A 13,564-nucleotide genomic window follows, 5' to 3' on the forward strand; every position below is an offset into this window, starting at 1 on the left:
CTGTGGGCATGCGCAGAGACACTCCGCTCGCCTTCGACGCCGTCCTGCTGGCGGGGGGTCGCGCCTCCCGGGTCGAGGGGGTCGACAAGACGGCGTTCACGAGCGGGGACGCGACGCTGCTCGACCGGGCCGTCGAGGCGTCGGCCGGCGCCCGCGCCCTCGTCGTGGTCGGCCTGCGTGAGGGGCGGGTGCCGCCGACCGGGGCGCTGCTGACCCGCGAGCGACCCGCCTGGTCCGGGCCCGTCACCGCGCTGGCGGCCGGCCTGGACGTCGTCCCGCGACCGGCCCCGTGGACCCTCGTGCTCGCCTGCGACCTGCCGCGGGCGCCCGAGGCCGTCCGGGCGCTGCTCGAGGACGGTGGCCGTCACGACGGCGACGGCGAGCGCCGCGACGGCCTGCTGGCCGTCGACTCGGGCGGGCGTCGCCAACCGCTGCTCGGCGTCTACCGGACCGGGTCCCTTCGGGCCCGACTCGAAGCGCTGCGGGCCGAGGGGCCCCTCGTCGGCCTGTCGCTCCGGCGGCTGCTGGACGGCCTCGACCTGCTCGAGGTGCCGGTGCCCGACGAGCTCTGCGCCGACGTCGACACCGTGGACGACGCCGACCGCCTGGGTGTCGTCCGGCACGAGTCCCACCCGACTGGTTGAGTGACTGGCATGACCGACACACCTGCCGACCTCGACGCCTGGGCCGAACGACTCGCCCGGGCCCTGGGGCTGCCCGACGACTTCGTGGTCGACGTCCCCGAGGTGCTCGACCTCGCCCGCGACGCGGCGCACGGCGTCGCCCGGCCCGCCGCCCCGCTGACGACCTTCCTCGTCGGCTACGCCGCGGGGCTCGCCGGGGGTTCGCGCGCCGAACTCGACCGCGCGGTCGCGACCGCCACCGCGCTCGCCACGGCCGACCGGGCGTGACGGTCCGGCGGGCCGACTGGCGCGTCGCCCGGACCGAGGCGGCCGACGTCGCCCGGGCGCTGCCCCGGTCCGTCGAGACGGTCGTTCTCGGCGAGGCGGCGGGACGCACCCTGGCCCGCGAGGTCGTGAGCCTCGCGCGGGTGCCCGGTTCCGACGTCTCGGCGATGGACGGTTGGGCGGTCGCCGGCGACGGACCGTGGCGCCTCGGTCGGTCGATCGTCGCGGGCCGGGTCGGCGACGGCGTCGAACCGTTGCCACCGGGGACCGCACGCCCCGTCACCACCGGGGCCGTCGTGCCGACCGGGACCGAGCGGGTGCTGCGGTCGGAGGCCGGTCACGTGGCCGACGGCGTCCTGACGGCGGACCCCGACCCGCGGCGCCCGTCGCACGTCCGTCGTGCCGGAGAAGAGATCGACCACGGCGACGTCCTGCTCGCCGCGGGCACGCTCCTCACCCCGCCCCGCCTCGCCGTGCTGGCCCTCGGGGGGCACGACGCCGTGCCCGTCGTCGTCCGGCCGACGGTCGCGCTGGCAGTCCTCGGCGACGAGGTCGTGGCCGAGGGCGTGCCCGAGCCCGGCACCGTCCGCGACGTGTTCTCGGTGCCGGTGCCGCGCCTCCTCGGCTCCCTCGGCGTCGCGGAGACGTCGACGACGCGGGTGCCCGACCAGCTCGACGCGACGGTCGCGGCCCTCGACCGCCCGGACCGTCGCCTCGTCGTGACGACCGGGGGGACCGCCCACGGCCGCACCGACCACGTCCGCGCCGCCCTCGACCGGCTCGGAGCCGAACTGGTCGTCGACGGTCTCGCGATGCGCCCGGGCCAGCCCCTGATCGTCGCGCGGCGGGGCGGGACGCTGTACCTGTGCCTGCCGGGCAACCCGATGGCCGCCTACGTGGGGCTCGTCGTCGTGGGGACCGCCGTCGTCGACGGGCTGCTGGGTCGGCGAGCCGCGCCTCCCGGCGTCGTCACCCTCGCGGTCGACGTGGCCCACCCGCGGCCGGGCGTCCTCGTGCAGGCCTACCGCGTGACGGAGGACGGCGCCGTGCCCACCGCGCGTCAGTCGTCCGCGATGCTGCGCGGACTGGCCGACGCCGAGGGCCTCCTGGTCGTGCCCGAGGGCGGTGCGCGGGCCGGGGACGTCGTGCCGGCGCTCGCCCTGCCGTGGTGACCGGCGACCGGCCGGGGCTCGGTCTCGACTCCTCCCCAGGGCCGGGTGCAGGGCGGCGCTGTCCACCGGACGCGCGCCGACTTTCGGTGGAGGCCGATCGGGGGTAGACCTGAGCCATGGCACGAATCACGGCACGGCGACCGGTGACCCGCATCACCGTCGGCGACGAGGGGGCGGGCGTCCGCAAGACGATGGACACCCTGGCGGTCGAAGAACCCCTCGAGATCCGCGTCGGCGGTTCGTCGCTCGCCATCACGATGCGCACGCCCGGCCACGACTTCGACCTCGCCGCGGGCTTCCTCGTCTCCGAGGGCGTCATCTCGACGGGCGACGAGTTCTTCGCGGCGCGGTACTGCGCCGGGGCCACGGCCGAGGGCCTGAACACCTACAACGTGCTCGACGTCACGCTCGCGCCGGGGGTGCCCGCCCCCGACCCCAGCCTCGAGCGGGCGTTCTACACGACGAGCTCGTGCGGGCTGTGCGGCAAGGCTTCGATCGACGCCGTGCGCACGAAGTCGCAGCACGAGGTGCTGCACGACCCGCTCGTGCTCGACCCGGCCCTGCTCGCGACCTTCCCCGACCGCCTCCGCGAGGGGCAGGACGTCTTCGAGAAGACCGGCGGGCTGCACGCCGCCGCCCTCTTCGACGGCGGCACCGGCGAGCTGCTCGTGCTGCGCGAAGACGTCGGACGGCACAACGCCGTCGACAAGGTCGTCGGCTGGGCCGTCAAGGAGGCGCGGCTGCCGTTGACCTCGACCGTCCTGATGGTCTCGGGTCGCGCCTCGTTCGAGCTGACGCAGAAGGCCTCGATGGCGGGAATCCCCGTGCTGGCGGCCGTGTCGGCACCGTCGTCGCTCGCCGTCGACCTCGCGAACGAACTGGGCGTGACGATCGTGGGCTTCCTCCGCGGGCGGTCGATGGTCGTGTACTCGCGACCCGACCGGCTCGGCGAGCCCGACGGCACCGAGCCGGCGGCCCGCGCCGGCGGTGCTGGTGACGCGACCCGCGCCTCCTCGTCCCCCGACTCCCCCGACGGCGCGACGCGCGCGTCGACCCCCGTGCCCCTGACGATCGGACCAAGACCGTGACCGAGAAACCCCCCGTCTCCGACGTGACCGACGCCGACATCGAGGTCGGCCCCCCGCGCGAGTGGGCGGCCGGCGTGCCCGGCGTGCTGCACTCGATGGAGCCCGCGGTCAAGCAGCTCGGGCTGGCGCGGACCGTCAAGCTCATGACGTCGCTGAACCAGAAGGACGGCTTCGACTGCATGAGCTGCGCCTGGCCCGACCCGCACCACCGCAAGGTCGCCGAGTTCTGCGAGAACGGCGCCAAGGCGGTCACGTGGGAGGCCAACCCGGTGCTCGTGCCCGACACGTTCTGGGCCGAGCACTCCGTCACCGACCTGCTCGACAAGACCGAGTACTGGCTCGGCATGCAGGGGCGCATCACGAAGCCGGTGCACAAGCCGACCGGCAGCGACCACTACCGCGAGGTGTCGTGGGACGAAGCCTTCCGCATCGTCGGCGACAAGCTGAGGTCGCTCGACAGCCCCGACGAGGCGTCGTTCTACACGTCGGGCCGCACCTCGAACGAAGCCGCCTTCGTCTACCAGCTCTTCGTCCGGGCGTTCGGCACGAACAACCTGCCCGACTGCTCGAACATGTGCCACGAGTCGACGAGCCTCGCCATGGCCGAGGTCGTCGGCATCGGCAAGTCGACCATCGCGTACGACGACTTCGAGCAGGCCGACCTGATCGTCATCCTGGGCCAGAACCCCGGGACGAACCACCCGCGCATGCTCACCGCCCTCGAGGACGCCAAGCTCAAGGGCGCCAAGATCGTCGCGGTCAACCCGCTGCCCGAGGCCGGCCTGCGCCGCTACAAGAACCCGCAGCTGCCCCGCGGCGTGGCGGGTCGCGGCACCGACATCGCCGACCAGTTCCTGCAGATCCGGCTCGGCGGCGACATGGCCCTGCTGCAGGCCGTCGCCAAGCGCGTGCTCGAGGCCGAGGACGCCGCACCCGGCACGGTGCTCGACCACGAGTTCCTCGCCGAGCACACCGTGGGCCTCGACGCCTTCCGCGAGCACATCGCGCAGGTCGACGACGACGAGGTGCTGCTGGCGACCGGGCTCGACCGGGCCGAGATCGACGAGCTCGCCGACCGCTACCTGCACTCCGACCGGGTCATCATCACCTGGGCGATGGGCATCACCCAGCACCGCAAGGCCGTCGACACGATCAAGGAGATCATCAACCTGCTGCTGCTGCGCGGCAACATCGGCAAGCCCGGCGCCGGGGCGTCGCCCATCCGCGGGCACAGCAACGTGCAGGGCGACCGCACGATGGGCATCTGGGAGCAGGTCTCGGACGAGTTCCTCGACGCCCTGCAGAAGGAGTTCCGCTTCGACCCGCCGCGCGAGCACGGCGTCGACGCCCTCAAGGGCATCAAGGCCATGCGAGAGGGCCGCATCAAGTTCTGGATGGGCATGGGCGGCAACCTCGTCGCCGCCATCTCGGACACCCAGCTCGCCGAGGCCGCGATGCGCGGCACCGACATGACCGTCCAGGTGTCGACGAAGCTCAACCGGTCGCACGCCGTCGTCGGCGCCGAGGCGCTCATCCTGCCGACCCTCGGCCGCACCGAGATCGACGTGCAGGCGGCCGGACCGCAGTTCGTCTCGGTCGAGGACACGGTGTGCTCGGTGCACGGCAGCCACGGCCAGGTGCCGCCCGTCGCGCCCGACCTGCTCAGCGAGGTCGCGATCGTCAGCCGGCTCGCGCGGGCGACGCTCGGCGACCGGGCCGACCTCGAGATCGACTGGCAGGCCTTCGAGGACGACTACGACACGCTGCGCGACCACATCAGCCGCGTCGTGCCCGGCTTCGAGCGCTACAGCGAACGGGTGCGCAGCCGCGAGGGGTTCGTGCTGCCGAACGGGCCGCGTGACTCGCGGACGTTCCCGACCGAGGTCGGCAAGGCGATGATCACGGTCAACGACCTCGAGCACGTCGAACGACCCGAGGGCACGCTGCTGCTGCAGACCCTGCGCTCGCACGACCAGTACAACACCACGATCTACAGCCTGAACGACCGGTACCGCGGCATCAAGAAGGGTCGGCACGTCGTCTTCGTCAACCCGCTCGACCTCGACGACCTCGGGCTGGTCGACGGGCAGAAGGTCGACGTGTCGACGGTCTGGACCGACGACGTCGAGCGCGTGCTGCGCGACTACCGGATCGTCGCCTACCCGACGGCCCGGGGCTGCGCCGCGGCGTACTTCCCCGAGGCGAACGTGCTCGTGCCGCTCGACAGCGCGGCCATCGGCAGCAACACCCCGGTGTCGAAGGCGGTGCTGGTGAAGGTCACGCCGGCGGCGGTGCCGGTCGGCGTCTGAGGCTCGCCCGGCGCGTCCAGGGCGGCCCGGTTGGCGGGCTTCATCGTCATGGAGTCCCTGTGCCCCCACGAACACCGCCGAGTGGACAGGACGCCGCGGCCTGCGGCGGCGCGCAGTCCACTCGGCGGCGCCTCGTACCGGGCGGCTCGTCAGTCGAGCGGTGCGTGCGGGTACGAGGAGGCGCGGTGCTGGAACTCGAGGATCGCCGGGTTCTCGACCCGCCCCTCCGCGATCTCGACGGCGCGGCGGATGGTGTCGGACGCCGCCCACGAGGTCGGGCCCTCCATGACGGTGCGCAGGAAGGGCATGAGCGCCTCGCTGATCTCCCACGTGGTCGAGTTCCAGAGCAGGGACGGGCTGTGGTCGACGGCGTAGTAGTTCGTCGTGTCACCGACCGTGACCAACGGGTCGGCGAAGGTCGTGGCCCGGGCCCAGTCGAAGCCCATGCCCTCGTCGACCGAGACGTCGACGATGAGGCTGCCGGGCCGGAACGCTCCGAGGTCGCTCTCGCGCAGGTACGTGAGCGGGGCGTTCGGATCTTGCAGGGTGCAGTTGACGACGATGTCGGCGGCGGCGAGGAAGGGCGCGAGGGCGACCGGACCGTCGGGGGTGTTGACCGTGCTGGCGCCGGGCGTCTCGGCGTCGTGCTCGAACTGGAAGATGTCGACCGACGGGATGGGCGAGCCGACGGCGGCGATGTTGCGGTTCGTCAGGACGCGCACGTCGTGGATGCCGTGGGCGTTGAGAGCCGTGACGGCACCCCGTGCCGTGGCCCCGAAGCCGATGACGACGGCGCTGAGTCGGCGGCCGTAGTCGCCCGTCGACCCGCAGAGCTGGAGGGCGTGCAGCACCGAGCAGTAACCGGCGAGCTCGTTGTTCTTGTGGAAGACGTGCAGTCCGTAGCCACCGTCGGACTGCCAGTGGTTCATGGCCTCCCACGCGATGAGGGTGAGGTGCTTGTCGATGGCGAGCTGGGTGATCTCGCGGTCCTGCACGCAGTGCGGCCACCCCCATAGCGTCTGACCGTCGCGCAAGCCCTCGAGGTCGGCGGCCTGGGGCTTGGGCAGCAGGACGACGTCGCTCTCGGCGACGATCTGCTCACGATCGGCCATCGCCACCAGGGGCTCGAGGTCGGCGTCGGGGATGCCGAACCGCAGGCCGTAGCCACGCTCGAGGGTCATCTCCGCGCGCAGGTCCGCGTCGATGCGGTCGAGGTGCGCGGGGTGGATCGGCAGGCGGCGCTCGTCGGGCTTCCGCGAGGTGGCGAGCACCCCGAGGCGCAGCAGGGCGGGGGTGCCGGGGGTGGTGCCGGTGGGCGGAGAATCCGTTTGGCTCATGCCTGACCTTAGACGGGCGGGTGCTCAGCGCCGCAACACGTCGGCCACCTGGGCACCGAGGCGCAGGCCGTCGCGGTCGATCCAGTACCGTCGCTGCAGCCGCAGGCCGGTCACGCTCTGGATCGACCGGACCCAGGGCAGGGCGCCCAGGTCGTCCCGGATGAACGTGGCGAGGTCGGCCGGGCCGTGGAACACACCGGAGAGGCTGATCGGGGCCGAGCCGGTCACGGTCGACAGGAGGCGGACGCTGGGGTGCACGGCGACGCGTTCGAGCGTGTTCGAGACGTCGCGCGGCTGCACGTCGATGGTCACGATCGCGTGCAGCGGGTAGCCGAGCAGGTCGGACTGCATCTCGACCCGCGGTGAGACGGCCCCGCTCTGCAGCAGCAGCCGGATGGCCCGCGCGGCGGTCGAAGACGACACCCCGAGCGTCCGGCCCACCTCCGCCGCCGTGACGCGAGCGTTGGCCCCGAGCATCCGCATCGTCTCGAACTCGAGGTCGCTGAGCTGAGCGAGGTCGTCGATCGGCGGGTGGGCGGCCACGGCCGCGTGCCCCTCGAGGCGTTCGACGCGCTCGTCGTCGAGGCGCGGGTAGCGCCAGGCCTGCCCGACCTTCGCCGGCTCGAGGATCATGCGGCTGTCGACGGCCCGGACGCCGGGGATCGAGGGGATGACGCTTCCGAGCAGTTCTTCCTGGTCCGAGCCGCGGAGCGGGAAGAGGTTGGCGTACAGGTCGGCCGGACCACTGGTCTGCAGGACGAACTGGACGTCCGGGATGCGCAGCAGCTCGGCCAGCACCGCCCTCGACCGCCCGGGCGCCGAGGTGATCCAGAGTTCGTACGGGTTGCTCGAGGTGATGAGCTCCCAGGCGTAGCGGCCGACCACCCGCAGGAGGCGCTCCTCCTGCAGGCGGACGAGGCGACGACTCAGCGTGCTCACGGGCAACCCCAGGATCTCGGCGAGGGCGGCGGTCGGGACGCGAGGCGCGATGTGCATCGCCGCGGCGATGTCGAGGTCGGTCTCGTCGAGGAGGGGCTGACCGGCGGGAGGCACGAGGCGTGGCACGGCATCAGGATACGGGCGTTCGCGCCGAGGGGCGCCGACCCGTCCCGATGGATTGATTCATACAACCGTTCGAGGGTTGAAATGCGATCGAAACAACCATTTGGCTTGAGTCTGCTTGTATTTCTTTCTACAGTGGCCCGTGTCGGTGACATCGAGGTCGCGGACGACGCCGGGAGGAACCCCATGGACGACCAGCAACCGTGGCAGTGGAGCGAGGCCGAGTGGCGGGGCCACGTCGAGTTCGTGCGAGCGGGCCGGTCCCTGGTCGACGACGACCCGGCCGCACGCTGGCCCGGCGGCGCCGCCGTCGCGGTCGCCATCTCGTTCGACTCCGACCACGAGACGCCCGCCCTCCGCGACGGCGAGACCTCGCCCGGCCGGATGGCCCAGGGCGAGTTCGGTGCGCGTCACGCCGTCCCCCGCATCCTCGACCTCCTGGCCCGACACGAGGTGCCGGCGTCCTTCTTCATGCCGGCCGTCTGTGCCCTGCTCCGGCCCGACGAGGCGCCCACGTACGCGGCCGCGGGTCACGAGGTGGCCGTCCACGGGTGGATCCACGAACGCAACACCGCCCTCGGGCGCGACGACGAGCTCGAGCTCACCGCGCGAGCACTGGACGTGCTCGAGCGACAGGTGGGCCGTCGCCCGGTCGGCATCCGGACGCCGTCGTGGGACTTCTCGGGGTCGACCCTGTCCGTCGTCCGCGAACTCGGCTTCGCCTACGACTCGTCCCTCATGGCCGACACCGAGCCCTACGAGCTGCTCGAACGCGGCGAGCGCACCGGCGTCGTCGAGATCCCCGTCGAGTGGATCCGCGACGACGCGCCCTACCTGATGATGGATCGCTTCGGCGGACTCCGGCCCCACATGCGGCCGCGGGACCTGCTGCAGATCTGGATCGACGAGTTCGACGCCGCCCGCGCCGAGGGCGGACTCTTCCAGCTCACGCTGCACCCGCACATCATCGGCCACCGGTCGCGGCTCCGGGTCCTCGACGACCTGCTGGCCCACATCCGCTCGGTCGACGACGTCTGGTTCGGCACCCACGCCGACCTCGCCGCGCACGTCCGTCGCCTCCTCTGACGCGCCTCCTTCCCCTCGCCGCACCTCCTGCCCCTCACCGCGCCTCCTGCCCCTCACCGCGCCTCCTGCCCCCGCACCACTCACGTCCACCTCGAGAGAGCCAGCACATGAGCACAACCGCCCCTGAGACCGTCCACGCCACGAAGCTCAGCACCAAGGGCCGCAAGGCCATCGTCGCCGGGAGCATCGGCAACGCCGTCGAGTTCGTCGACTGGGCGTTGTACTCGACGTTCTCGTCGATCTTCGCCCACCACTTCTTCCCGCCGGGTGACGACGTCGCAGCCCTGCTGTCGACCCTCGCGATCTTCGCCGTCGGGTTCGTCATGCGGCCCGTCGGCGCCGCCGTCATGGGCAGCTACGCCGACCGGCACGGACGCAAGAAGGGCCTGCTGCTCACCATCACCCTCATGGCCGTGGCGACCCTGGTGATCGGCATCTCGCCGACCTTCCAGCAGGTCGGTTACCTCGCACCGGTGATCCTCGTGCTCGCCCGCCTCGTCCAGGGGTTCGCGGCCGGTGGCGAGTTCGGTTCGGCGTCGGCGTTCCTGGTCGAGTCCGCCGCCCCTCGTCGCCGGGCGTTCGCCGGGTCGTGGCAGCAGGTGTCGGTCGCCGCCGGCGTCCTCATCGCCTCGGCGCTCGGGTTCGTCATCACGACGGCCCTGCCCGACGACGCCGTGGACAGCTGGGGTTGGCGACTGGCCTTCGTCTTCGCCGCCTCGCTCGGCTTCGTCGGCTTGTGGCTCCGACGCTCGGTCGAGGAGACGACGTCGTTCGCCACCGGCAAGGACCGCGTCGAGGGCTCCGACCTTGCCGCCCGCCGCAACGCGTTCGTCCGCATGGTCAAGGACCACCCGCGGGCGACCCTCCGGGTCTTCGGCATCACGATCGCCGGCACGTTGCTGTACTACCTGTGGGTCAACTTCATGCCCACCTACGCGGCGGTGACGACGGGCATCCCGCTGAACCTCGCCCTGCTGGCGAACGTCATCGCGATGGTGGTCTTCATCTGCCTGCTGCCCTTCGGCGGCATCCTCTCGGACACGATCGGCCGCAAGCCGACCATGGCGGCCTTCGCCGGCGGGTTCCTCCTCTTCGCCTGGCCGGCCTTCACCCTGCTGAACGGCAACTTCTGGACGCTGCTCGCCATCGAGCTCGTCGGCATCGTCCTGCTGGTGGGTTACTCGGCGAACTGCGCCGTCATCATGGCCGAGCAGTTCCCGCCCGAGGTGCGCGCCACCGGGATCGGCCTGCCCTACGCCCTGGCGGTCGCCCTCTTCGGCGGCACCGCGCCGTACATCACGACCTGGATGAACACCAGCGGCCTCGGCGGGTGGGTCTGGGCCTACGCCGCGGCGGCCGCCGCCGTCGGCCTCGTCGTCTACCTGACGATGCCCGAGACCAAGGGCAAGGTGCTCGACTGATGCGGCACGTGCTCGTGACGGGCGCCGGGTCCGGCATCGGCCGGGAGGTCGCGCTCACCTTCGCCCTTGCCGGCGACGCGCTCACCCTCGCCGACCTCCACGCCGACCCGCTCGAGCAGACGGCCTCCCTCGCCCGGTCGGCCGGCGCCGCCAGCTGCGACACGGTGACGATCGACCTCCGGCGGGACGACGCGCACGAGACCCTCGTGGCGGCCGCCTGGGCGACCGCCCCCGTCGACGTCCTGGTGTCGAGCGCCGGCGTCTACCCGGCGACGCCCTTCCTCGACCTCGACGCCACGACCTGGGACCTCGTCCTCGACGTCAACACGAGGGCGCCCGTGCTGCTCACCGTCGCCCTCGCCCGCCGCGCCGTCGCGGCGGGTCGAGGGGCGAGCGTCGTCAACATCTCGTCCGGTGCCGCGCTCCGAGCCCGCCCGGGCGCGGCCCCCTACTCGACGTCGAAGGCCGCCCTCGAGGCCGCGACCCGCGCCTCCGCGCTCGAACTCGGCCGCCACGGCATCCGCGTCAACGCCGTCGCGCCCGGTTTCGTGACGGTCGACTCGAGCGTCAACCCGGTCACCGACGAGTACGCGGACGCGGTCGGCGACAACCCCCTGGGCCGTCGCGGCAGCCCGGCGGACATCGCCCGCGCCGTCGCCTGGATCGCCGGCGACGACGCCGGGTGGATCACGGGCGAGGTGCTGCGCGTGGACGGCGGCTCGTCCACGGGAGCCTGGAACCTGCCCCTCCACTGGAGCGCCTCGACCGACGTCGACCGCCCCGCCACCTGACGAATGGAGCACCCCATGATCCCGACCTACACCGTCGTCGGCGCCGGAGCGATCGGCGGCACCCTCGCCGCCCACCTCCACCTCGGCGGGGCCGACGTCCACCTGGTCGACACCGACCCCGAGCACGTCGCGGCCGTCCGCGAGGCGGGCCTGCGGATCGAGCAGCCGGCAGGCGACCTCGTCGCGAGAGTGCCGATCTCGACCCCCGACGAGGCTCCCGAGCGGCTGGGAGGCGTCCTGCTCGCCGTCAAGGCGCAGGCGACCGAGGACGCCGCCGCCTGGATCGCGGGGCGGTTGACCGACGACGGCTGGGTCGCCTCGATGCAGAACGGCCTGAACGAGGCCACCATCGCCCGTCACGTCGGCGACGGACGCACCGTCGCGGCCTTCGTCGACCTGTTCGCCGACGTCGTCGCCCCGGGCGTCGTCAAGGACGGCGGCTTCGGCGACATCGCCCTCGGCGAGTACGCCGGCGGCAGCAGCGAGCGCGTGCGCACGCTCGCCGACGACCTCCGGCACTGGGGCCGCCCGGTGGTCTCCGACAACGTCCAGGGCTTCCTCTGGTCGAAGCTCGGTTTCGGCGCGATGCTCGTCGCGTCCGCCCTGGCCGACGACGACATGGGCGACCTGATCCATCGACACCGGGTGGGGATGCACGCACTGGTCCGCGAGGTGCTCACGGTCGCCCGCGCCGAAGGCGTCGCCCTAGAGGGCTTCGACGCCTTCACGCCGAACGCCTACCTGCCTGCGACGCCGGACGGGGCCGACGCCGCCGACGGGGCCGACGCCGCCGACGCGGCCGACGCCGCCCACGCGGCCACCGACGGACTCGTCGCGTGGCTCGGTCGTCAGACGAAGAAGCGGTCGGGCATCTGGCGTGACGTCGCCGTCCGCGGGCGTCGCACCGAGGTGCCGACCCAGTACGCCCCGGTGCTCGCCGCAGCCGAGCGTCACGACCTGCCCGCACCCCTGACCCGGTGGCTGGTCGAGTCGATCGTCGAACTCGAGACAGGGCGGATCGGCATGAGCGAGGACCACCTCGTCGAGCTCGACCGCCGGGCAGCCGCGTGAACCGCCTGGTCGAGGCGGCCGAGGCTCGCCGCCGTGCACTGGTCGACGACCTGACCACCTACGTGCAGCTCGAGACGCCGTCCGACGACCGTTCGGCCCTCGCCGCGGGGTTGGCCTGGGTGCGCGGCTACCTCGACACGCACCTGGGCGCGCCCGAGACCGCGTCCACCGTCGACGGTGACCCGTACGGCGACGTCGCGGTGCTGGACTGGGCCGCGGTCAACGGCGGGACCGGAGCCGTCGCCGTGCTCTGCCACTACGACACGGTCTGGCCCCTCGGCACCCTGGCCGACTGGCCGGTCTCCGTCGACGGCGACCGGTTGACCGGACCGGGTGCCTTCGACATGAAGGCGGGCCTCGTGCAGGTGGTGCACGCCCTCGCCGTCGCCCGCGAGCGAGGTCTGCCCCTGCCGGCCGTGCGCTTCGTCCTCAACGGCGACGAAGAGATCGGCTCACCCGCGTCACGTCCCGTCATCGAGGCGTCGGTCGCCGGCCGCGACGCCGTCCTCGTCTTCGAGGCGAGCGCAGGAGGCGCGCTCAAGACCGCGCGGAAGGGCGTCGGTCTCTTCACGGTCACCACCGAGGGCGTCGAGGGGCACGCCGGGCTCGATCCCGAGAACGGCGTGAGCGCCGTCGACGAGATGGCCCGGGTGATCGTCGCGCTGCACGACTCGGCGGACCTGGCCGCCGGGACGAGCGTCAACGTCGGCACCATGTCGGGCGGCTCCCGGGCGAACGTGACGGCGGGCCACGCCAGGGCGCTGGTCGACGTCCGCGTCACCGACGTCGACGAGATGCGCCGGATGGACGCCACCTTCGCGGCTCTGACACCTCGCCGCGAGGCCGCGGGGATCAAGGTCGACGGGGGCTGGAACCGGCCCGTCATGTCGCGCGGACCCGGTACGGCCGCGCTCTTCGCCGTCGCCCGGGAGGTCGCCGCCGAGCAGGGGTTCACCGTCGCCGAGACCTCGGTCGGAGGCGCCAGCGACGGCAACTTCGCCGCAGCCCTGGGGCTGCCCGTCCTGGACGGCCTGGGGGCCGTCGGCGACGGAGCCCACGCACGCCACGAATGGATCTCGATCGACGGCATGGTCGAACGAACCGCCCTCGCGGCCGGACTCCTCGTGAGGCTCGGCGGCGGCGCCTGAGCGGTGCCGCCGAGCCACGGAACTGCTGACGTCGAGATCGCGAGGACGAGGGCGATGCCGGTGGTGACCGTCGGAAGTGTTCTCCCCACGTTGCGGGTCGGTGCCGTTCTCCCCAGCCTCGGGTTCCGCGGGACGAACCGCGGTGTCGTGTCGCGAGGATCGTCTTCATGG

Annotated in this window: 12 protein-coding genes; 10 read left to right on the forward strand and 2 right to left on the reverse strand. The window is 72.6% G+C overall.

Annotated elements, in window-relative coordinates; translation table 11 throughout:
• Positions 1-8 precede the first annotated feature (8 nt).
• From mobA to ABID81_RS04280, 5 genes are all read left to right on the forward strand, one after another.
• Complete coding sequence (mobA, locus tag ABID81_RS04260; protein ID WP_354593571.1) at positions 9-644, forward strand: molybdenum cofactor guanylyltransferase; 636 nt, start codon at positions 9-11, stop codon at positions 642-644.
• A gap of 9 nt (positions 645-653) precedes the next feature.
• Positions 654-911 (forward strand): DUF6457 domain-containing protein, encoded by a 258-nt coding sequence (locus ABID81_RS04265; protein ID WP_354593572.1) that lies wholly within the window; start codon positions 654-656, stop codon positions 909-911.
• Positions 908-2,080 carry a molybdopterin molybdotransferase MoeA gene (locus tag ABID81_RS04270; RefSeq protein ID WP_354593573.1) on the forward strand — a complete coding sequence of 391 codons (1,173 nt, stop codon included), beginning with the start codon at positions 908-910 and terminating at the stop codon, positions 2,078-2,080. Before ABID81_RS04265 ends, ABID81_RS04270 begins: the two co-directional genes overlap by 4 nt.
• A gap of 116 nt (positions 2,081-2,196) precedes the next feature.
• Entirely contained in the window at positions 2,197-3,168 is a 972-nt protein-coding gene (gene fdhD, locus ABID81_RS04275) for a formate dehydrogenase accessory sulfurtransferase FdhD (protein ID WP_354593574.1), read from the forward strand.
• Positions 3,165-5,477 carry an FdhF/YdeP family oxidoreductase gene (locus tag ABID81_RS04280; RefSeq protein ID WP_354593575.1) on the forward strand — a complete coding sequence of 771 codons (2,313 nt, stop codon included), beginning with the start codon at positions 3,165-3,167 and terminating at the stop codon, positions 5,475-5,477. The genes fdhD and ABID81_RS04280 overlap by 4 nt, the downstream gene beginning before the upstream one ends.
• Before the next feature lie 149 nt (positions 5,478-5,626).
• Here ABID81_RS04280 and ABID81_RS04285 read toward each other — a convergent pair whose 3' ends face one another.
• Complete coding sequence (locus tag ABID81_RS04285; RefSeq protein WP_354593576.1) at positions 5,627-6,814, reverse strand: N(5)-(carboxyethyl)ornithine synthase; 1,188 nt, start codon at positions 6,812-6,814, stop codon at positions 5,627-5,629.
• A 24-nt stretch (positions 6,815-6,838) separates the two neighbouring features.
• The gene (locus ABID81_RS04290; RefSeq protein ID WP_354593577.1) at positions 6,839-7,879 is read right to left on the reverse strand and encodes an Lrp/AsnC family transcriptional regulator; all 1,041 of its coding nucleotides are present in this window, start codon (positions 7,877-7,879) and stop codon (positions 6,839-6,841) included.
• An 81-nt stretch (positions 7,880-7,960) separates the two neighbouring features.
• On the opposite strand from ABID81_RS04290, the gene ABID81_RS04295 reads away from it, so the two are divergent.
• The 5 genes from ABID81_RS04295 (at position 7,961) to ABID81_RS04315 (ending at position 13,393) form a co-directional block, all read left to right on the forward strand.
• The gene (locus ABID81_RS04295; RefSeq protein WP_354593578.1) at positions 7,961-8,962 is read left to right on the forward strand and encodes a polysaccharide deacetylase family protein; all 1,002 of its coding nucleotides are present in this window, start codon (positions 7,961-7,963) and stop codon (positions 8,960-8,962) included.
• A gap of 107 nt (positions 8,963-9,069) precedes the next feature.
• Complete coding sequence (locus ABID81_RS04300) at positions 9,070-10,383, forward strand: MFS transporter (protein ID WP_354593579.1); 1,314 nt, start codon at positions 9,070-9,072, stop codon at positions 10,381-10,383.
• Positions 10,383-11,174, forward strand: a complete 792-nt coding sequence (locus ABID81_RS04305) for an SDR family NAD(P)-dependent oxidoreductase (protein WP_354593580.1) — start codon at positions 10,383-10,385, stop codon at positions 11,172-11,174. Before ABID81_RS04300 ends, ABID81_RS04305 begins: the two co-directional genes overlap by 1 nt.
• A 15-nt stretch (positions 11,175-11,189) precedes the next feature.
• Complete coding sequence (locus tag ABID81_RS04310) at positions 11,190-12,245, forward strand: ketopantoate reductase family protein (protein ID WP_354593581.1); 1,056 nt, start codon at positions 11,190-11,192, stop codon at positions 12,243-12,245.
• Positions 12,242-13,393 (forward strand): M20 family metallopeptidase, encoded by a 1,152-nt coding sequence (locus ABID81_RS04315; protein WP_354593582.1) that lies wholly within the window; start codon positions 12,242-12,244, stop codon positions 13,391-13,393. Before ABID81_RS04310 ends, ABID81_RS04315 begins: the two co-directional genes overlap by 4 nt.
• Positions 13,394-13,564: the final 171 nt, after the last annotated feature.

Source organism: Frigoribacterium sp. PvP054, from assembly GCF_040547465.1.
Taxonomy (GTDB): Bacteria; Actinomycetota; Actinomycetes; order Actinomycetales; family Microbacteriaceae; genus Frigoribacterium.